A 21,428-nucleotide genomic window follows, 5' to 3' on the forward strand; every position below is an offset into this window, starting at 1 on the left:
CCGCGGAAACTTGTTCATCAGGACCATAAACCTTTCGATTGCCTCCAAAGTTCGTAAATTCATCATTTCCAATTTATGTTTCATCCGTTTATCGATATATCTCCCCCCGAAAAAAATAAAAACTTTCTTAGCATAGTTCATTTCACATGCCAGAAAGTTTCACAGTATCAAGGCGTCAATCCAAATGGATTCACGCCTGAACTTTTACCCTTTTAGAACTCGACCAAATTAACACTGGTATTAGGAAAAGTGAAAGAATTCCTCCCGCAATGGATAGTGCTGCGTAACTGGTATTCGCAACAACAATTCCAGAGAGTACGCCTCCTGAAGCTCCTGATAACGCCACCAAAACATCCACCGTTCCTTGCGTCTTCGCGCGATTGGCCGTATTCGTTGAATCTACTAGTATAGCAGTTCCACTTATTAATCCGAAGTTCCAGCCTAAGCCAAGCAATATGAGTGCCAACGTTAATAAAGTCATCGATTCACCCGGTGCCATCGCAGCCAGTATGCCTGCTGCAAGTAAAGTGACACCAGCTGCGATTGCCATGTAAATTCGTCCAATCCTATCAACAAGGACTCCAGTTAGCAGAGATGGAAGATACATGGCGCCAACATGAAATCCAATAATCATACCAACCTCACGTAAACCATGACCGTGCTCGCCCATATGTACAGGTGTCATTGTCATGATTGCCACCATCACCAATTGGGTTAATACCATTAATGTTGTTGCTGCAATAATTCCCCTTTTGTTAAACGTTAGTGTATTTATATTACTATCTAAAAGTGTGTTCTTGTTGTTTCTCATCTCATCCGCAATGGCTTTAGCAACCATGAGCGGGTCCGGCCGCAGTAATACTAATAGCACCAAACCAGCAAGTATGTAGGTTGCTGCTGCTAAGATAAACGGTCCCGATAGTGCCGGGACACCAATCTTCGTTGCAAATTCACCCATAACATCCACCAAGTTCGGACCAGCAACAGCACCAAATGTCGTAGATACCATCGCAATACTAATGGCTGTTGCTCGCTGTTTCGGGCTTGCCAAGTCAGTTCCTGCATAACGGGCCTGTAAGTTTGTCGCGCCGCCTGCGCCATAGATTAGCAGGGAGACAAAAAGTAGTAAAATATTATTCGTGATGGCTGAGACTACTACTCCGATTGCACCAATACCTCCAGCGAGAAAACCAGCAGCCAGCCCGAACCGGCGGCCGAAACGCTCCGATAACCGTCCTACAAGAAGTGCTGCACCGGCAGAACCAAGTGTGAATAACGCGGTTGGGACTCCAGTAAAACTGTCTGTCCCCAGCATATCTTGTGCCAGGAGTGCTCCAACCGTAATACCAGCTGCCAGCCCTGCACCGCCGAAAATTTGTGATAGAACCACGATCACCAAGGTCCGTCGATACAGTGCCCGCTGCTTTTCTGGGGAGTTTATGTAAGGCTGTAAATGATTCATAGAATTCTCCTTTTTATGTGACACCGCTGCACCTCCCTTATTAATTTGGGATCTTTATCTATTACTAAATAATACCATCTCGGTTGAGTAACGAAAACATATTTATATCCGCTTATCAACTATGGTTTCTAGTCCCCTTATGAGGACCGTTTTTTCTTTTCCAACTCAATTTTGGGCTTCATGATGTAGGACTAAAAAAACGAGAAACCTTAACCGGTTTCTCGTTTTTTAAACAATATTATGGATTTGTTCTTGTTACCGAAGAAGCACTTTTTAACCTTCCCAGCAGATACCCAACAATTAAGCCAATTACTGCAGGGGTTAGCCAGCCTATTCCTTCAATATAGAAAGGAAGTATTTCAAATCCCCCGCCCCATAGGTTATTTAGGAATAATTTATTAATCGTGTCTAATATACTAAATAGAGCAACAAAGCCTATCACAGTGATATAAATATATGAATTTCTTTTAATAAAATCATCCAAGAGCCCCAAGAAGATAAGTACGATAGCGATCGGGTAGATCATGCCAAGGATAGGTACAGAAATCTGTAGGATTTGCGTTAATCCTAAATTTGCTATCGCAGTACTTAGAACAGCTAAGATAACGACCCAAACTTTGTATTCCACTTTTGGAATCGTAGTGGAGAAAAATTGACTGCATGATGTAATTAACCCAATGGAAACACAGAAACATGCCAGTGTAAAGACGATTCCTAAAATGAGTGTTCCGCTTTGGCCAAACAGGTATGTCATAATGTTAGACAAAATAATAGCGCCATTTTCAGCTTGTCCTAATGAAGAGCTCGCAGCTCCTAAATATCCTAAGATTAGATAAATCACTGCTAATAACAACCCAGCACCCAAGCCTGCGTACATCATATAGCGTGATTTCTTTTTGGAGTCGGTTACACCTTGTGCAGTCAAAGTGTTAGCTATGACAATACCAAATGCTAGGGCTGCCAAAGCATCCATGGTTAAATAGCCCTCCAATATTCCTTGGAATAAAGGATTTTCTTGATAATTCCCAATCGGTGATTCAAATGAACCGATAGGATCCAATAAGCTCTTTACAAAAATAATCGCAATGAGGGCTAAAAGAATCGGAGTCAACAATTTCCCGAAAAGACTTATCAATTTTGATGGATACATACTTAACCATGCTGCTAATCCAAAAAAGACGATCGTATAAATGAATAAAGAGACTGGACTGCCAACAAAATTTTCTGGCAAGAACGGTGCTGCACCCATTTCAAATGCAAGGCTTCCTGCACGAGGAATCGCTAGTCCTGGACCGATTGCAATATAAATTAAAAATGGAAAAACGAGTGCAAAAATAGGGTGAACTCTAAGATTCAGCGCATTTAAACTACCTACTTTCGCTACGGCAATGACTCCTAATATCGGCAGTCCAACGGCAGACACAATAAAGCCAGCAAGAGCAGCCCATAAATGGTCACCTGCTGATTGACCAAGGAATGGGGGAAAGATTAGATTGCCTGCTCCAAAAAACATAGAAAATAACATAAAACTAATAAAGACAACTTGTTTTGCAGAAAAATTCATGATGTGGTATCTCCTTATAATGTAAAAATATTATTGTATTATATCATTTAATCATTCTGAATTCTTTAGGAGTTCGTCCATACTTCTCTTTAAAAATTCGATAGAAATAACTAATATTATCATAGCCGACTTGCTCAACAATTAAAGCAATCGGCAAATCACTTCCTTGTAATAATTCTTTTGCTTTTTCCAGCCTTCTTTCTTGGAGAAGTTCTTTAAATGTTCGAGTAGTTGCCTTTTTTATCGTTTTACTTAGCCCATAATGTGATTGTTTCAATTGTTCCGCCAATTCATATAAAGATGCTTCCTTATAGTGTTCCTCAATATATTTAAGTGATTCCACCACCAAATAATGAGTGATGGACGCTTCTTCTTTTCTCTCTACCTTATCAGAATTCTTTATTAGCTCGATCATAAAGAGCCCCATATAAAGTTTGATCGCAGACTCTGAAAAAGCGGTTGGATACATAATTTCGTGGATCATTTTTCCAATTAAATCTTGTATGTCTGCTGCTTCAGAAACCTTAAAATAAAGATATTGCCCATTCTGCGTATTATTGTAAAGACTGCTCAATAAAAAATCACTAACAATATTTTCAGAACTTAAATATGAAAAAATAAAGTCAAAGAAAGCAGGACGAATTATGAAATTAATAACAATATCTTCTTTGCTACAGGCTTTAATTTCATGTCCAATATGTTGATTCAATAGCAGAAGTTCACCTTTTCTTAAGGTAATCTGCCTTCCCCCAACCGCCTGCTGCAATTCCCCATTATAAACATAATTGACCTCAATGTAATCATGTTTATGTAAAGGGAAATCCACAAACCTTGTATGCTTCCGAACCATGATCATCTTATCTTTACTTAAGAATTTTTCACTCTCAATAATGAAATTCGTCTTACTTGTGTATAGGTCTTTACTTACTTTCGTTTGCTGCTCAAGAATATCTTTCTCTTCATCTGTCAGTTGTAAAAGTTCGTTTAGAAGTTCTTGGTTCACTCTTTTCACCTATTTCCTGATTTGGATCACAAAGTGCTTTTTATAAGATATAATCATACCATTTACCTGCGCTGATTAGAACAAAAAAAGTATGCTCCTTTTACAGGAACACACCTTAGAAATTACCTATGATTAAATAACCATTACAGATTCAAAATCCCTTTGCGTGGAATAACACCAAATGCATTTGCAAGTTCCTGCAACTGAACATCCGTAATTGTTTGCTTTTTGCCGCCTTGAGCACAAACAATGGTATAAACCTCAGCAGCCTTTTCAGCCGTTTCAATAAGACCAAAGGTTTCATCTAGTGTGGTACCAGCGCCGAAGATTCCATGATGCGGCCAAAGTACAAGGCGGACATCTTCCATTCTTTCAGCAGTTGCTTCCCCAATAGCGTTAGTCCCTGGAACTATCCATGGAGTTATCCCCACACCTTCAGGGAAAACAACCAGACACTCGGTACACATCTCCCATAAGGTTTTTGTAAATTCTTCTTCGTTTAAACTATGTGTAAATGACATCGCAATTAGGTTTGTTGCGTGGCAGTGCATAATCACTCGGTGGTTTTTATCAACGGCTAAGCGTTTCATATGGTTCATAAGATGTGTTGGTAATTCGCTTGTTGCAACCCCGCCATCCTCAAATCCCCAAAGAATTTCATAGCTTTTACCGTCAGCTGAAATACGGATAATACCTAGGTTATTAGCTGGATCTCTTTTTACATTTTTAAAATATTTCCCTGAACCGGTAACGATGAAGTATCTTCCAGCAAGTGCTGATGCATCAAAGTTCATTGGTACTGTTCTTTTAACATCGTCTACATTCAAAAATGGAAAAACTTCGTATTCATGTAATAAATAACTGATATTACCGCCATTTCGTTCATCCCAGCCTAAACGATATAAATTTGAAGTCGTTTCCAACATTTCTTGTAAGAATGGTGCTGAATATATCGCATTTTTAATCATTGTCATTCTCATAGTAAACCTCTCCTAATTTTTAAATTCATTCTAATATGTCAAATTAATAATGTATCATCTTTACATTTTCATCTTAACTCGAACACCAACATAAATCAACATAAACACAGAAAATATTTTTGTTTTATTTTTGTTTTTTAACAAAATTGCCATAAATATCATTTGTTTAGTTTTGTTTTGTTAACATTTTAGACACATTTATATTTATTGGTTTCTGTTTGCACAAAAAAACAGACCGTAAAACGGTCTGCTTTGGATAATTAGAAAATATTAGGATTTTGGTCTATCCTTCTAATAATAGAGAGTGCGGATCTTCCAACAATTCTTTTACTGCAGAAAGGAAACTAACAGCCTCTTTTCCATCTACAATTCGATGATCATAAGAAAGAGCAATGTACATCATCGGGCGATTTTCCATTCGTTCTTTATCAATTGCTACAGGCCTTAATTGAATCTTATGCATACCGAGTATGCCTACTTGCGGGCTATTTAAAATTGGCGTTGACATTAAAGAACCGAAAACACCGCCGTTGGTAATCGTAAATGTTCCACCTTGTAAATCTTTTAAAGTTAAGGCGTTATCACGTGCTTTTTTCCCGAGATCACTGATTTCTTGTTCAATCTCAGCAAAGTTTTTATGATTTGCATTTCGTACTACAGGTACAACCAGACCTTCCGGTGCTGCAACTGCAATTCCGATATCATAAAACTTCTTGATAATGATCTCATCGCCTTGAATTTCGGCATTTAAAAGAGGGAATTGTTTTAAGGCTGACACCACAGCTTTTGTAAAAAATGACATGAACCCAAGTCGAACACCATGTTTTTCAAAAAAGACATCTTTCCGTTTATTGCGTAAATCCATAATAGCAGTCATGTCAACTTCGTTAAAGGTCGTTAACATAGCAGCGGTATGTTGAACTTCAACCAAGCGTTTAGCGATTGTTTGACGGCGGCGTGACATTTTCACACGTTCTACTGGTTTATCAAAATCAGTATCTATTTGTTGTGAGGTTGGATTTTGACTTACCTTTTCCAACTTTGGTTCTTCCTTTACATTAGTGGTACTTGTATGTGCTTTTACATCATCAGGTCTAATTCTGCCAAGGGGATCACGAGTGCTTACTTGGTTTAAATCGATTCCTAGTTCTCTTGCCAATTTTCTTGCAGCAGGTGAAGCAATCGGACGATCCGTTTTCGGAAGTTCTATCTCTTGATGCCCGCTTGGCTGGTCTAATGGTTCATTAGCCGTTTTTTCAGGTGCTGCCGCTTGAACAGCCGGAGTAACACCTTCAGCTGCGTTCTCTTCGATAACAGCAATGACATCACCAACTTCTACCGTGTCACCAGGTTCTTTTAATACTTTTGTAACAACACCTGAGTGTTCGGCATTTAATTCTATATTAACTTTGTCAGTTTCCAGTTCTACAACACTATCCCCTTTGGATACTTTATCACCTATATTAATGAGCCATTGTGAAATGGTTCCTTCTGAAATGGATTCTGCCAGTTCCGGTACTTTTATTTCTATCATGTGTCATATCCTCCTAGGAATTAGGTTAAGTCTTCTTTCAAATTAGGATTTTAACTTAGTATTTCGGTAACATTTATCTGTTTCTAGATGACTCTTTTTCTTGATTCTGAGTAACTACTATACTATCAGTATTCAACGCCTGTTCGATAATACGTTCCTGTTCCTTCTTATGAACTAATGGGTCACCGCCTGCGGTGCTTGATCGGTACTGACGCCCGATGTAACCGACAGTCAGGCTGCCTGCAGCAAGCTCATAAAGAGTTGGTGCAATATAATGCCATGCTCCCATATTCTTCGGTTCTTCCTGTACCCATACAATTTCCCTCAAGTTAGGATAACGGTTAATGATGGTTTCCACTTTTTCCTTCGGAAATGGATACAATTGTTCGATGCGCAGGATGTGTATCTCGTCCAAATTTATCTTTTCGCTACTTGAATCGATTTCTACAGCTAGATCGACCGCTATCTTACCCGTCGTTAACACTAACCGTTTTACCTTCTCCGTCACTTTTCCTAGAAGCTCCTGTTCCATAACCGTTTGGAACTGGCCTTCGCTAAGAGCTGTAGCAGGCGATGAGACCATAGGGTGTCGAAGCAGGCTCTTAGGTGTCAATATAACTAATGGCCGAACATACTCACTACCTAAAATCGATGCTTGACGGCGCAAGATATGAAAATATTGGGCCGCACTTGTCAAGTTAGCTACTGTCCAGTTATTTTCGGCTGCCAACTGTAAGAAACGTTCAAGTCGGGCACTGGAGTGCTCGGGACCTTGCCCCTCGTACCCGTGAGGCAATAGAAGGGTAAGCCCAGATTTTTGTCCCCATTTTGCTCTTGCCGACGAAACAAACTGATCAAAGATGGGCTGCGCCGTGTTGGCAAAGTCGCCATATTGTGCTTCCCACATGACAAGTGTTTCAGGAGCAAATACGTTATAGCCATATTCAAATCCTACAACAGCAGCTTCCGACAGCGGGCTATTATGAACTCCAAACGAGGCCCGTGCTTGTGGAAGATGGTGTAAAGGTGAATAAGTTTCATTCGTTTCTGAATCGTGGAGCAAAATGTGACGCTGTGCAAAAGTTCCACGTTCAGAATCTTGACCTGTTAAACGAATCGGCGTTCCATCTTTTAACATGGCCGCGAATGCCAGCACTTCTGCTACCGCCCATTCTACTTTTCCGTTCTCATCAAGTGCTGTTTCACGGCGCTCGAGAATCCGCTTTAATTTTGGATAAACATGAAAACCTTCCGGCCATTTCAATAGTTCACCGTTTAATTCGCGCAGAGTATCAAGCGGCACGCTTGTGTCCAAAGGTGGAATTCCTTTGGCAATAACCCCAGGAACCTCAACTTCTGCAGGAGATTCACCCTGCTTCTTCTCTGACACTTTGTCATATTCAGCATGCAATTGCTCTTGGACACTAAGGTTGATTTGCTCTACTTCTTTTTGTTCAAGAATGCCTTTCATTTGCAGCTGTTCGGAATACAATGCTCTTACAGTTGGATGGCTCGCGATTTTTTTGTACACCTGTGGTTGGGTAACTGCTGGATCATCCATTTCATTGTGGCCAAATCTTCGGTATCCGACTAAATCAATTAAAAAATCCTTTTGAAAACGCGCTCGGTATTGATATGCAAGGCGAACAGCTGCCAGACAGGCTTCTGGATCATCCGCATTTACATGTACAATTGGAATCTCAAATCCTTTTGCAAGATCACTCGAGTATCTCGTTGAACGAGAATCGTGGCTATCTGTCGTAAAGCCAACCATATTGTTTGCAATAATATGGATGGTTCCACCAGTTCGATATCCTTTTAGTCCGCCCAAATTTAATGTCTCGGCAACAATTCCCTGTCCAGGAAATGCTGCATCACCATGAACCAAAATCGCAAATGCTTTTTTAACATCCTGCTCCGGGTACCCGGATTTCTGTCTTTCCTCTTGAGCTGCTCTTGTAAACCCTTCGACCACGGGATCTACAAATTCAAGATGACTAGGATTATTTGCTAAGGTAATACGTGTACTAAAGGCATTAGGACCTTCGACGAAACGATTGCGGCCTAAATGGTATTTCACATCTCCTGTCCAGCCCTCACTAATGTCAACTAAATCTTCTGACGGACCTTGTTGTTTCGCGTAAGAGTGCTGAAACTCAGAGAAAATCTTGCTGTATGGTTTGTTTAATACATGTGCAAGAACACTTAAGCGGCCGCGATGTGCCATGCCGATCAATACATTGCGTACTCCCTCACCGACACCTTCTCGCACCGCTTCATCCAGCATGGGCACCAGCATGTCAACGCCTTCAATGGAGAATCTCTTTTGGCCGACAAAGGTTTTATGCAAGAATTGCTCAAATCCTTCAACCTCTGTCAAACTCATTAATAGCTTCATTTGCTCTTCTTTTGATAAAGATTTCTGCAGTGAACCCGTCTCTACCATTTGAGTTAACCATTTCACTTCTTCCATATCATGAACGTGGTTAAATTCGAAGGCTAGTGTAGAGGTATAAATATTCTTTAAATGGTTCATAGCATCCCATGCGTTTTGAATGCCTTCCGGCGCTTCCTCCCAAACCAATCTAGCTGGAATCGCTTTCAAATCATGCTCACTAACTCCATGTTTTTCAATGTTGAAAAACTCATGATAGTTTTGATTTTCTACTAACGGATTTAATTTTGACACTAAATGTCCGTGAGAACGAATGCTTTCGAGCAGTTTTACCACTTTCATTACTTTTTCTATATTTGCCAGATTAGTAGGATAAATCTTTTCATGTTCGATTATTTCCTTCTTATAACCTGACTCAAAAGACAATGGTGAGCCCCATTCAAGAAAAAGCTCTTTTAATTCAGGATCAATAGTTTCTGCACCGTTCAAGTACCGTTCATATTGTTCTATTACATAGCCAAGGTTAGGACCATTAAATCTTCCCCATGGATTTGGTTGGTTCTCCACTCCCATTACATTACCCCCAAGTTTGAGTTTCTTTTATGTTAAGATTGGATAATTTAATAAAGTATTTATCGGTTGCTTCAGTATTAGGATAATGTAATAATTGAAATAAAGAAAATGATAAAAAATTATATTTATTGATAAAAAAAAATTATATCAGGCAGATGGGTGAACAATGGATTATCGTGATTGGGAAATACTGAAGGTGCTTTATCATCAAAAAAATCTAACTAAAACAGCTCGACTATTATTTCTGACTCAACCCGCATTAACGAATCGATTAAAGCATATGCAGGAAGAGCTAGGTGTTAAAATCATAACCCGTGAAAGCCGGGGTGTGCACTTCACCCCACAAGGTGAGTATCTAGTCCATTGTGCTGAGGAGGCCCTTGCACATTATCAAAGGGTAAAAGAAACGGTCAAAAATATGAGTAATAACGAAAGCAATGAAGTGGCCGGTACGTTGAAATTGGGGGTATCCAATTTTTTTGCGAATTATGAACTTCCTTATATTTTGAAACTATTCAAACAGCAATATCCCCATGTGGAATTCAAGGTGGTTACAGGCTGGAGCAGGGACGTAACTCAACTAATACATAATAAAGATGTCCATATTAGTTTTGTTCGAGGAGATTATGGTTGGAGAGGTTTATCGAAACATCAAATATTTGAGGAAACCATCTGTATTGCTTCAAAAAATAAGATTGATATGACGGACCTTCCTCGTCTTCCTAGAATTGATTATAGAGGGGATTATTTATTAAAATCAGTCATTGATCACTGGTGGGCTGAAAATTATGCTGAAGCGCCCTTTATCAGTATAGAAGTCGACCAAGTTGATACGTGTAAAGAAATGGTCATAAATGGTTTAGGCTATGGCATCCTGTCCAGCAGGGTAGTTACTGGAATTGAAGACTTATACAAAATCAATTTATTAGATCTAGAAGGAACTCCTATTTTGCGAAGAACGTGGATGTATTACCATAAAGAGTCTTTGGAATGGAATGTGGTTAAGGCATTCGTACATTTCATCGAAAATTTTGATTGGAAAGAAAATGGATAGAACCCATATGCAAAGATTCAGACCAAATGGGTCTGAATCTTTTTCATTTTTAAAAGTTTTTCTACTAATCTTCTACTACAATTTCCTTATAGCATATGCTATTTCAATACATAGGTCTTCTGCCTAGGGACATGTCCTAACTTGTCAATATGTGTCATACCCTTATAACGAATACATGTGGTATCAACCCCGGCCTCTTGTAACTGTTTTGCATAAAACTCTGTATGAAAAACCAACTATTGAATACACGAGTTGAGGCGTTTTTAACAAACAAATGGCACCTCAAAATGCGGTGCCAATTGTTGTTCATAGCCTGAAATTATTAATCACTGTTCCAAAACAAGCAGATTTATTTTTCATACTCATTGTTAATCTTTCTCTTAAACTTGTTACCCATTGTGGTTCATGATCCCACTTTTCTTTCATAGAAGATATTATCCGAACGTATCCATATAAATTAGCAAAGCGTCTACAAGCTGGTAGTAATGACATCATATCGTCTGAGATATCATATTCAGAACGATATCCGTCCATAAAACATTGTTTTTTTAGGGAGAACGTTTCAGGTGATATAGAATCTTTTAAACTAGCAAGTGCCTGCTCAATATCCATTACATACCAATGGTACATGGAATCATCAAAATCAATAACGTTACAAGATTGGAGCTCTTCATCATAGAATACATTATCCAATTCAAAATCATAATGAATCAATCCAAAATTGCTATTCGTGATAGGTATTGAATCAAAATAATTCTTTAATAGTTGAGCTTCTTCGAAAGCAGATGTTTCAAGTGGAAAATCTATTAGAATACTCTGCATCCAATTTAACACGTCACAATATGACCAACGTTTGAATGTCTTGGGTTTATATTCACTTGATAATTGGTGAAGTTTACCTAATGCTTTCCCATAATTGAATATAATGGTATTGTTTAAATCTGTATCGCCAAGCTGTACACCTGATACCCGTTTAAATACTGAAGCATAGTAATCGCCCCAGGGAGTTTGTTTTTCTACAAGTTCCTCTCCATTCTTAGATGTAACAGTCTCTAAAACCCCATATTGTTTGGAACGTAAATAAGATATACATTCAAGTTCTGCTAATATATTTTCTCTTTGTTTCTCTTTTTTGGGTGAAAATCTTAAAAGTTGTGTCCGGCCCTGGGCTCTAAATGGATAAACAGCGTTTGAAGATATTCTATAATACTTAAACAATTCAAGTGATTCTTTATCAAATTCCCAATTTTTTAATAACATTTCTGCTAAGTCGACGTTATTAAAGAGATATTTTAATTTCAACATATACCACAACTCCTCGTTATCTTTTGATATTTTAGGTGTTAGACATTTTCTGTGACAAGCAAAAAAAGCCACAGGGATATACGATAACCCTGTGGCTTCACATTCCTTTTTATAAGAAATGCCAATTCTCTTGTTTGCCATCTCTTATTACAGACAAGTTTTAAATTCTACTACAATCCGTATGAGTGAGAGGCAAGACACTTAAATTCCAAGGTTATTTTGATTAAATTAGGCATAGAGCAATCTCACTCCCTTCAATAATATTAAGAATATGATAACATTTCCAAATAATGGGGTCAATGTTATTTTTTGCCTCTTCAACAAAACTCCCCCATTATTCCAGGAAGGCTTCTTGTTTTGAAACTCTTATCATTTCACTAGGAAAATATTTATTAAAATACTTTTCTACCATGACATGTATATCTTTTCGATACCACTTCGATAGATCATGTTCCTTAAATAACATGGGCATTCCTAACCTCTCGGAACGTTTCCCCTCTGCACCATCCCCAATGGTTAACGTATCAATCCAAATATGGTCGACGATGCCTTCCAATACTTTTGGAAAATCAGGAGTAAATGGCAATACTGGTGATATCGAAGCTTGTGTGGTTATTCCTTCATCATGTATTTCTTTTAAAGCCTTTAACCGTAAGTTAATTCCTGGAGCATAAGGAGCAAAAATTTGCTTTATATCTTCCCTGTCTGTTTCAACTGTCATCGACACAAGGACTTTACATTTTTCTTTCAGTACCACTAACAAATCAATATCTTTGGTGATGAGTGGGGATCGTGTTTGAATCCAAAGAAAATCCGGTGGATTATCAATCATTACTTCTAATATCCTTCGGACAATGTTTGCTTTTCGTTCAATGGGTTGGTAAGGATCGGTTGCAGAAGACATAAAAATATTTACAGGTTTGTTTTTCTTACGAAGGTTAATTATTTCATTTCGGTAATTTTCAGCTGCGTTTGTTTTTATGTCTAACCATTCTCCCCAAGGAATTTCTTTGAATTTTTGAATCGGCATTTCTCTTACATAACAATACCGGCATGAAAACGCACAACCACTGTATGGATTCAATGAATGTGTAAAGCCAACATCTAAATAACCCTTGGCTTCGGTTAGGATTTTCTTGGAAAGTATTTCTTGTACTATAATCCCCAATGTGTGGCTCCTCTCTTAGCTTATCTATTTTATATATTAAACTAAAGAACCCTTCTATAAATAGATAGGGTTTTGGGTATAAGTCATTCCATGAATAACGTAACATTTCCATAGCTTAATTCGCTTTGGTTACTTTAATGTTTCTCTCCTCTAGCTGTTTTTTTGTTTGTTCATCTATGTTTGAATCAGTTATTATGCAGTCAATCTTTGTTATAGGAGCAATTTGCGAAAAAGCTCGTATCCCAAACTTACTTGAATCAACCATTAAGATTGTTTCATCCGCAATCTCCATCATTTGCTTCTTCAACAGTGCTTGTAATTCATTAAAATCACTTAGTCCTTTTTCAAGGTGAACGCCTTTACAAGAGATAAATGCTTTGTTAACGTGATACATTCCGAGCGACCTTTCAGCAAGAGGACCCACAAACGAAAGAGATTGTGATAATAAGGTACCACCTGTGGAAATTACTTTGATTTGTTCTTTTTTACTCAGTTCAATCGCTACTTTTATCGAGTTTGTTAGTACCGTTAATGGCATGTCCTCTAATTCCTTTGCCACATACCATGCCGTTGTACTTGCGTCCAAAACAATTTGATCCCCCGGCTCAATCGAACGTACCGCTTCGACCGCAATTGCTTTCTTCTCCGCTGCGTTGGTAATTTCCCTTTCTATATATGAGGTTTCACCTTGGTCCTTTTCAATACTAACCGCCCCACCATGACTTCTCATTAATAGGTTCTCTTTTTCAAGCTTTTCAAGATCCCTGCGAATGGTTTCCTCCGTAACAGAGAAAATTTTACTCAGTTCTGTAACCCTTACACTTAGCCGTTCATTCACTAATTCAACAATTTTTCTTTGCCTTTCCGCTACTAGCATGTCCTGCACCCTTCCACACTACATTTTTTATTTATATTGTTTTATCCTTTATTTATGTTTGTTTTCTATAATCACTATAACATAATTTTTGAAAAACAAAAATAAATTATAAAAATAAAAAGCATATAATGGTTACATTTCGCAAAATATAAAATTGTTGGAAGTTAAATGAAAGGAGTAAATCAATGCAAAATAATCAACCACCGATTCCAAACCCACCGAGGGCTATTACGACAAAGGATGTACTTTACATAAAGGATGCCTTATCATGGGAGCTTTTAGCATTTAAGAAATTTCATTTTATGGCTAATCAGATCCAAAACCCGCAACTAAAGGATGCACTCAATAAGGCGGGGCAAATGCACCAAAATCATTATCAACGATTAATTACTCACCTTCAGGTGGATAACAATACTGCATTAGCAAATCTTCCTAATACACAGCAGATGCAGCAGCAGTAACTATTATTAATGAACGGAGGAAGAGTAATGTCAAATCAGCAGAGTCAAAACAGCAACAAAATTGCGAACCCGCAGACAGGAGAATTACCTAAAGTTAAAACTCCCGACATGAACGATCGTGATTTTCTTAATGACGCACTTAGCACATGTAAATATTTAACCGACAGCCTCAATATTGCAGTAAGGGAAGCGAGTCACGAACAGCTTTATACGGATGTCTTGCAAATTCTGACTGAAACACATCAAAGCTGCCGGGAACTTTATAACCTCATGTTCCAGCATGGATGGTACAAATTAGAGGCTGAGGAACAGCAAAAGTTAGATCAAGCTTATCAACAATTCAATAACTATTCTTCGCAATTTCCATATTAACGTTATTCTTTGGGGGTGATGCGATTTTGAAAAAGGACGAGAGAGTTAAAGTAACCAGGCTTATGAAATCTAATAAAACAAATAGATCTACAGAAAGCCTTAATAGACCTGAAAATGTCAATATAAAAGACTATGATAGAGCCTGGGAAGATGACCGTCTTTAAAAAATAAAAAAACAGATCCTATTTGAACTGCCCTACTTGTTAGAATACATCCGACATTAGTAGGTACAGTGCTAAAGGGTCTGTTTTTTTACATTATTATATTACCGCTTTGATAGTACCTCTACTTCATAGGATTTAACTTCCTCTAGCCATGATTCTCTTACTGGAACGCCCATTTTCTCACAGTAGTAATCCCAAACTGCACCGAAAGGATAGGTCTTGAATTCTTCCATTAGAGCTAGTCTTTCTGTATAGTTACCTTCTTCTTGAAGCTGCTTTAAATACTCATTTGGTACTAACATTGCATAAAGCAGCGCTTTAATCATATTACGGGTACCAATTGTCCAAGCAGCAACACGGTTAATACTTGCGTCAAAGAAATCTAATCCGATGATAACACGGTCTAAGGCATCGTTACGAACGATTTCTAATGCGATTTCTCTTAATTCATCGTCAAGAATAACAACATGGTCACTGTCCCAGCGAACAGGTCTAGAAACATGCAGCGCAAGTTTTTCGCTAAATAAAAGCATTGATGAAATCTTGTTAGAAACTGTTTCGGTCGGATGGTAGTGGCCTGTATCTAGTAAACATAGCTTATTATTTTTCATCGCATAGTTTAGATAAAATTCATGAGAACCGACTACATAGGATTCAGAACCAATACCAAATACTTTACTTTCAACAGCGTCAAGGTTATATCTTTCATCCGTTTCGACTGCAAAGATTTTATCCAATGATTCTTTTAATCTTTTTCTTGGAGTAAGGCGGTCACTTGGGATATCTTTATAGCCATCTGGAATCCAAATGTTTGTTAATGCTGGTGTCCCGAGCTCTCTTCCGAAATACTCTCCAATTTTACGGCTGCCAATACAGTGATTAATCCAGAATTCACGGATTTCTTCGTTCGGATGAGAAAGTGTTAAACCATCATCTGCTTTTGGGTGTGAGAATAATGTGGGATTATAATCCAATCCTAGTCCATTTTCCTTTGCCCACTTTACCCAGTTTTCAAAATGTTTCGGTTCAAGCTGGTCTCTTTCCACTACTTCTCCGTTGGTTTCTGCATAAATCGCATGTAAATTAACACGGTGCTTTCCTGGGATTAAAGATAAAGCCTTTTCTAAATCACTTCTTAATTCTTCCGCTGTTGTTGCTTTACCAGGATAATTTCCAGTCACATCAATACCGCCAGATAATTCGTTTTGGTTTACTTCGAATCCAGCAACATCATCACCCTGCCAGCAATGAATCGAAATCGGTACGTTTTTTAGCTTTTCTACTACTTCTTCAACGTCTACTCCCCATTTAGCATAGGCTTGTTTCGCAAGTTCAAAATTTTCTTTAATTGACATGTTTATTCTTCCTTCCTTTATTTAGCTGATTACAGGCTGAGCTGGCAGATATTTTTTTACTTCAAACGAATCTTTAATAATCGAACGTGCATCTTTAATATCATTGATTTCTCCAAGAGCCATTAATTGGGCTGCTATGTTACCAATCGCCGTTGCTTCAACTGGTCCTGCATAGACTTCTTTATTGGTAACATCAGCAATCAGCTGGTTAAGCATTTCATTTTGGCAGCCGCCGCCAATAACATTTAATTTGGTAAACTTCTTTTCGAAGATCTCTTCAATTTCTGCAACTGCTTCTTGGTAGCTTACTGCCAAACTATCAAACACACATTTTGCCACTTCCCCAGGAGTACTTGGTACGTGCTGCTGTGTTTCAATACAATAGTTCATGATTGCGTCAATCATATTATCAGGCTTTAGGAAACGGTCATCGTTTACATTTACCATCGCCTTATAATCCCCTGCCTCCCTTGCTAAATCCACAAGTTGTGCAAAGGAATATTCATCATTATAGTTTCGCTTCACTTCTTGGATCATCCAAAGACCCATGATATTTTTCAAGAAGCGGTATTGGTAATCGATTCCGCCTTCATTGGTAAAATTATAGTCCAATGCTTTGGTTACGCAGATTGGAAAATAGTTTTCCACTCCGATTAGTGACCATGTTCCAGAACTGATATAAATGGACTCATCTTCTTCTGGTACCGCAATAACGGCTGAACCAGTATCATGTGTTGCTGGAAGAATCACTTGAAGGTCAAAACCAAGCTCTGAAACTAGTTCCTTTGAAAGAGTTCCAAGAATCGTTTTTGGAGTTTTGATTTCTTGAAACATTTCTTTATTAATCCCGAGAACATCTAAAATCTGCCCATCCCAGTGTTTTGTAAAGGCATTTACCAGCTGTGTAGAGGTTGCATTGGTGTATTCATTTGCTTTTTTACCTGTTAGCAAATAATTGAAATAATCGGGAATCATCAAGAATGATTTTGCTTTTTCCAATATTTCCGGATGGTTCTTCTTTATCGAATAAAGTTGATAAATGGTGTTAAACTTTTGGAATTGGATTCCCGTTTCGAGGTAAAGTCTTTCTTTTGAAAAAAGCTCAAATACCTCTTCCATCATCCCATCTGTCCGTGGATCACGATAGGATACAGCGTCAGTCAGCGGCTGATCATTTTCATCCAATAACAAAAAATCAACGGCCCATGTATCAATTCCAATGCTGTCAGGCTTTATGCCCAATTCCACGCATTTTTTCAGTCCATTTTTGATTTCTTGAAAAAGTGTATCGGCTTCCCAGCAAAAGGAATCCCCTTTTTTCACGATTTTGTTTTCAAAGCGATGAATTTCTTTTAGTTTTAATAGACCATCTTCAAGATAGCCCACTATAAGTCTTCCACTTGATGCACCGATGTCGACGGCTATACTGTATTTTGGCATTAACATCACCTTTCCATTGGAAACGCTTACTGACATCTCTATCTTACTAGAAAAATATAATTTTCCTATAACGTGATTCGACTAATTTATTGTCCTTATTTGCATTAATAACTTCTACATATAGAAAAAGGAGATCCTTCCAAGTTGAAGGGATCTCCTTTTAGATTCTATTGAGAAACTAATGTGAAAAATTTATTGATATTCTTCAAATTTTTCGTTGTACTAGGGACACATAATACCTTGTTTTCATCTAATTCTAGTGGAGCTAGAAGTGGAATATCGGAGGTACTTATACCGTAAACTCTTTCTTCTGATGGTAACAGGTTATCGATTCCCTTGAAATCATTTAATGCTACTAGCGAAGATGACTGGGAGGATATTTCCTCGAATAAATCTTTCTCAACAATCAATATATCTATTGCTCCCAGCGTAATTTCTGCTGACATTTTTTGTATCCCGGCTTGAGAAGCCTGGTCCATGCTGGATTTACTATAGGTTAAATGTTGTACAGAAACTTCTTCATCCGCTTTGTCCTGTACAAGCTTGTTGGTTAATTGTTCTTGTAATTCAACCACACCTTCTGTATTTACCCCTTGTCCCATAATGGTCATATTTAGGACAACTTCTTTTTTCTCACCGATACTACTAATAAAAGAGATTAATAGGATGATGGCAGCAATCGTCCCGATGATATGAAACTTGTAATAGTCCCAGATATAAGCCGCTCTTTCTTTTGGACTCATGGGTGAAAGGATGGCTTTGATGTTTTGCTTCATTCATTGTCTCTCCTTTCCATGACTAATGATGTTTTAAGAAATTTTTAATATTACTTTTTATAATACCACTATCTTCTTTTACATATCTATAAGCCAGTCGATTAAAATCAAATGCTGCAGCAAAACTAATCATTCTTATTTTATAAACACTGACATCAATGGAGGCTTTTTTTCATACTATATTTTTGGGGTGAGAAAATGCCAAGAATAAACTACAGGAGTTCAGACGTTGACTTAATGGCAAGGATGATGAGAGCAGAAGCCGAGGGTGAAGGGAAACTGGGAATGTTAATGGTTGGAAATGTCATTGTTAATCGTGTAAAAGCAGATTGTTTAGACTTTAAAGATTTAAGAAACGTTAACGATGCCATTTTTCAAGTACAAGGAGGAAATTTTTCTTTTGAAGCTGTTCAAAAAGGGAATGTATTTTATCAAAGAGCGAGATCAGCTGAAAAAAGATTAGCAAGACAGAATTTGGAGTATTGGAGAGAACACCCATCAAAATTTTCCCTTTGGTATTTTAATCCGTATGCTCCATGCCCGCCGACATGGTACGATCAACCACAATCTGGTCAATATAAACAGCATTGTTATTATGAACCAAAAGCCGGAACATGCGAGAGTGTTTATACGGGAGCTTAAGCTTACTCATTGAGTAAGCTTTTTACTGTTATAGAGAAATCATAAGTCAGTTATTGAAGTACATAGACTTAACTTTTTCTAAATCAACTATAAACTGGTTAATTTCTTCTTGAGATAATCTTATCGGCATTTGATCGTTTAGGGTAATAATTTGTCCATCCTCTTGGTGTTGGTTTCTTTTAAGGTAATCGTAGATTTGGTTCAATTGGTTTTCATTAAGAATGGATACTGTTTCGAAATATTTCACTTGTTGTAAAGCGAATTCATTTAAAGATGAATCAAACTCCCCTGCTATAATCGATCCTTGCATGAACATCCCGTTTCACTCCTCACAGTTTTATATATTAGTTTCCCCAAATTTTGGGACTAATACAGAATAGAAGAGTACTGAATTCCACATTTTTATCTCAAAATTAGCCAGTTTACACAGTTTCTTAAGACATTCAAAAAATTCTCGTTCAATAGTCCGTCTTTATTATGGGCAGGTGTTAAACAACATACTTTTCCCTCTCCATAACGGTGAAACCAGCCTGCCTCAGATTTGCCATCAGTAGACTCAGAGATGAGAAATACATTTGTATTTTCCTTATCGCAACGAACAAAATAATGTTCATCAACAATTTCAAATGAGGTAGAACTTGGAACCACAGCGTTCCCTTCGGAAGCTTTGTATTGGACAATCTGTTGCTTTTCAGGGTGATACAAAAAAGACCCATTTAACATTTTTACGTAAGATCCTTCAACAGGATATGACGCTAAGCCAGAATGCCACGCAAGCCAGCTCCCGCCATTATTTACATAATTTGTAATTACTATCGAGAGTTCTTCTGTCATCCATGTCTCTGTGTTTTCGTCCAAAGGATTGTATCTATTTTCTTTAAAAAGAATCACCGCATCTGGCTTAGTCCTAAGTACTTCTGGTAATTGGTCAGGATGGCAATAGTCAATTTGCACATCTTGCCTACCATCGTTCAAAGCAGTTTCAAGGGCTTGTTTCGCCCATTCGTGCGAATGATAATAATCCCCAAGCACGGCTACCAATCTAATCAATTCATTCACCCCTCTTTTATCTTCGTTATAATGGCATTGGCTGCCCTTCATAGGTGATAAAAACATTTTCACCGTCAATCTCTCGTTTTCCTTCAATTATATCAAATATACCTTTGGCCGTATCAATCGGGTCCCCTGGTGCACGACCGCCGCCCATATCTGTCTTTATCCACCCGGGATGTATAGAATAAACGTTTATTTTCTTACTTTTTACATACTGATTTAATTGCTGTGTGAACATGTTCAAAGCTGTTTTAGAAGAAGCATACGCATAGTCACCAGCATAAGCATTAGACATACTTCCGGCTTCAGAGGAAATATTGATGATCGATGCACGATCACCCATCATTAAAAGAGGAAGGAAATGTTTTACCACTCTAATCGGACCAAAGAAATTGACATCGAACGTTACTTTCACTTGGTCTAGATCCAATTCCTCAATCTGTTTATCACGTTCTAACAAAACCCCTGCATTATTAATGATTACATCAATGGTTCCAAAGTTTTCTTTCACTGCATTAGCGGCAGAAGAAACTGATTCTTCATCTGTTACATCTAAAGGCAGCAGTGATATTGATTTATACATTTCAGATTGTATTAACTTTTCTGTGCTTTTTTGGAGATTTCTGACTCCAGCTAGAATTTGGTGGCCTCTTTCTGCCCCTACTTGTGATAATGCTAAACCTAGACCTCTATTTGCCCCCGTTATCAAAATCCGCATTCTTTTATCCCTCCTATTATTAATATAAAAGGAGAGGAGTACCATACTAGTATCTCCTCCAAAACCTTTTTATCGATCGTTTTCCAACAATTCCATGATAATTTTTAGGTCTTTGAATGTGTCCATGTACGCATATCTTCCACCGGTATATTCCCCTTTTTGAAGTAACGGCATTTGCTTACTTTCCATTATGGCAATTTTTTCTTTCATTCCTTCTATGAAAAAAGCAATATGGTGAGGGCCTTCGCCGTGTTCATCCAAATGCTTCCGCCAAGTACTTGGATTTTGATCCGGTTCGATTAATTCTAATTGAAGAGAGCCCATATCAAAGAATGCTAGTTTTGCGCGTGCCTCAGTTGGGTTCCCCTCAAACTCTGTATTTGCACGCTCCAATGTATCCGTTAAACTCCACTCGGGTTTTTCGATCCCAAAGAAATCAGCATAGTTCTGGCTTGTTTTTTCAATATCGTTAACAAGAATACCAATTTGAGCAATCACGTTTGTTCCAAGAGCATTATTTTCCGTCATTTGA

20 protein-coding genes are annotated in these 21,428 nt (G+C 38.0%); 4 read left to right on the forward strand and 16 right to left on the reverse strand.

Annotation, left to right across the window (positions count from 1 at the left end; all coding sequences use genetic code 11):
• Positions 1–190 precede the first annotated feature (190 nt).
• The 6 genes from ACIQAA_RS20410 to ACIQAA_RS20435 form a co-directional block, all read right to left on the reverse strand.
• On the reverse strand, positions 191–1,462 hold the full coding sequence (locus ACIQAA_RS20410) for an MFS transporter (protein WP_402623015.1): 1,272 nt from the start codon (positions 1,460–1,462) through the stop codon (positions 191–193).
• A gap of 238 nt (positions 1,463–1,700) precedes the next feature.
• Positions 1,701–3,026, reverse strand: a complete 1,326-nt coding sequence (gene brnQ, locus ACIQAA_RS20415) for a branched-chain amino acid transport system II carrier protein (RefSeq protein ID WP_402622884.1) — start codon at positions 3,024–3,026, stop codon at positions 1,701–1,703.
• A 43-nt stretch (positions 3,027–3,069) separates the two neighbouring features.
• Positions 3,070–4,029, reverse strand: coding sequence for an AraC family transcriptional regulator (locus ACIQAA_RS20420; RefSeq protein WP_402622886.1), 960 nt, complete (start codon positions 4,027–4,029; stop codon positions 3,070–3,072).
• Between the two features lie 143 nt (positions 4,030–4,172).
• Entirely contained in the window at positions 4,173–5,003 is an 831-nt protein-coding gene (gene rhaD / locus ACIQAA_RS20425) for a rhamnulose-1-phosphate aldolase (RefSeq protein WP_402623017.1), read from the reverse strand.
• Between the two features lie 289 nt (positions 5,004–5,292).
• Positions 5,293–6,543, reverse strand: coding sequence for a 2-oxoglutarate dehydrogenase complex dihydrolipoyllysine-residue succinyltransferase (odhB, locus tag ACIQAA_RS20430; RefSeq protein ID WP_402622889.1), 1,251 nt, complete (start codon positions 6,541–6,543; stop codon positions 5,293–5,295).
• A gap of 73 nt (positions 6,544–6,616) precedes the next feature.
• Entirely contained in the window at positions 6,617–9,511 is a 2,895-nt protein-coding gene (locus ACIQAA_RS20435; protein WP_402622892.1) for a 2-oxoglutarate dehydrogenase E1 component, read from the reverse strand.
• Positions 9,512–9,677: 166 nt separating this feature from the next.
• On the opposite strand from ACIQAA_RS20435, the gene ACIQAA_RS20440 reads away from it, so the two are divergent.
• Positions 9,678–10,565: a LysR family transcriptional regulator gene (locus ACIQAA_RS20440; RefSeq protein ID WP_402622894.1), complete on the forward strand. Its 888-nt coding sequence runs from the start codon at positions 9,678–9,680 to the stop codon at positions 10,563–10,565.
• Positions 10,566–10,871: 306 nt separating this feature from the next.
• On the opposite strand, the gene ACIQAA_RS20445 is transcribed toward ACIQAA_RS20440, so the two are convergent.
• The 3 genes from ACIQAA_RS20445 to ACIQAA_RS20455 form a co-directional block, all read right to left on the reverse strand.
• A complete protein-coding gene (locus ACIQAA_RS20445; protein WP_402622896.1) occupies positions 10,872–11,870 on the reverse strand; it encodes a phosphotransferase enzyme family protein in 999 nt (332 codons plus the stop codon).
• Positions 11,871–12,204: 334 nt separating this feature from the next.
• Positions 12,205–13,032 carry an SPL family radical SAM protein gene (locus ACIQAA_RS20450; RefSeq protein ID WP_402623019.1) on the reverse strand — a complete coding sequence of 276 codons (828 nt, stop codon included), beginning with the start codon at positions 13,030–13,032 and terminating at the stop codon, positions 12,205–12,207.
• Positions 13,033–13,153: 121 nt separating this feature from the next.
• Positions 13,154–13,915: a DeoR/GlpR family DNA-binding transcription regulator gene (locus tag ACIQAA_RS20455; RefSeq protein WP_402622898.1), complete on the reverse strand. Its 762-nt coding sequence runs from the start codon at positions 13,913–13,915 to the stop codon at positions 13,154–13,156.
• Positions 13,916–14,100: 185 nt separating this feature from the next.
• Here ACIQAA_RS20455 and ACIQAA_RS20460 point away from each other — a divergent pair, with 185 nt between their 5' ends.
• Together ACIQAA_RS20460 and ACIQAA_RS20465 are read left to right on the forward strand one after the other, a co-directional pair.
• Complete coding sequence (locus tag ACIQAA_RS20460; protein WP_402622900.1) at positions 14,101–14,376, forward strand: ferritin-like domain-containing protein; 276 nt, start codon at positions 14,101–14,103, stop codon at positions 14,374–14,376.
• 27 nt (positions 14,377–14,403) lie between these two features.
• Positions 14,404–14,748 carry a spore coat protein gene (locus tag ACIQAA_RS20465; protein ID WP_402622903.1) on the forward strand — a complete coding sequence of 115 codons (345 nt, stop codon included), beginning with the start codon at positions 14,404–14,406 and terminating at the stop codon, positions 14,746–14,748.
• A 265-nt stretch (positions 14,749–15,013) separates the two neighbouring features.
• Here ACIQAA_RS20465 and rhaA read toward each other — a convergent pair whose 3' ends face one another.
• The 3 genes from rhaA to ACIQAA_RS20480 all read right to left on the reverse strand — a co-directional run bounded on the left by rhaA (position 15,014) and on the right by ACIQAA_RS20480 (position 18,483).
• Complete coding sequence (gene rhaA / locus ACIQAA_RS20470; protein WP_402622906.1) at positions 15,014–16,267, reverse strand: L-rhamnose isomerase; 1,254 nt, start codon at positions 16,265–16,267, stop codon at positions 15,014–15,016.
• A 21-nt stretch (positions 16,268–16,288) separates the two neighbouring features.
• The gene (gene rhaB, locus ACIQAA_RS20475; RefSeq protein WP_402622908.1) at positions 16,289–17,707 is read right to left on the reverse strand and encodes a rhamnulokinase; all 1,419 of its coding nucleotides are present in this window, start codon (positions 17,705–17,707) and stop codon (positions 16,289–16,291) included.
• Positions 17,708–17,874: 167 nt separating this feature from the next.
• Positions 17,875–18,483: a hypothetical protein gene (locus ACIQAA_RS20480; protein WP_402622911.1), complete on the reverse strand. Its 609-nt coding sequence runs from the start codon at positions 18,481–18,483 to the stop codon at positions 17,875–17,877.
• Positions 18,484–18,681: 198 nt separating this feature from the next.
• Here ACIQAA_RS20480 and ACIQAA_RS20485 point away from each other — a divergent pair, with 198 nt between their 5' ends.
• Positions 18,682–19,125, forward strand: coding sequence for a cell wall hydrolase (locus ACIQAA_RS20485; RefSeq protein WP_402622914.1), 444 nt, complete (start codon positions 18,682–18,684; stop codon positions 19,123–19,125).
• 46 nt (positions 19,126–19,171) lie between these two features.
• On the opposite strand, the gene ACIQAA_RS20490 is transcribed toward ACIQAA_RS20485, so the two are convergent.
• The 4 genes from ACIQAA_RS20490 to ACIQAA_RS20505 form a co-directional block, all read right to left on the reverse strand.
• Complete coding sequence (locus ACIQAA_RS20490; protein ID WP_402622916.1) at positions 19,172–19,441, reverse strand: hypothetical protein; 270 nt, start codon at positions 19,439–19,441, stop codon at positions 19,172–19,174.
• 86 nt (positions 19,442–19,527) lie between these two features.
• Positions 19,528–20,175 (reverse strand): ThuA domain-containing protein, encoded by a 648-nt coding sequence (locus ACIQAA_RS20495; RefSeq protein ID WP_402622919.1) that lies wholly within the window; start codon positions 20,173–20,175, stop codon positions 19,528–19,530.
• A gap of 25 nt (positions 20,176–20,200) precedes the next feature.
• The gene (locus tag ACIQAA_RS20500; RefSeq protein ID WP_402622921.1) at positions 20,201–20,896 is read right to left on the reverse strand and encodes an SDR family oxidoreductase; all 696 of its coding nucleotides are present in this window, start codon (positions 20,894–20,896) and stop codon (positions 20,201–20,203) included.
• 69 nt (positions 20,897–20,965) lie between these two features.
• Entirely contained in the window at positions 20,966–21,424 is a 459-nt protein-coding gene (locus ACIQAA_RS20505) for a VOC family protein (RefSeq protein ID WP_402622924.1), read from the reverse strand.
• Positions 21,425–21,428: the final 4 nt, after the last annotated feature.

Source organism: Neobacillus sp. NPDC093182 (assembly GCF_044754045.1).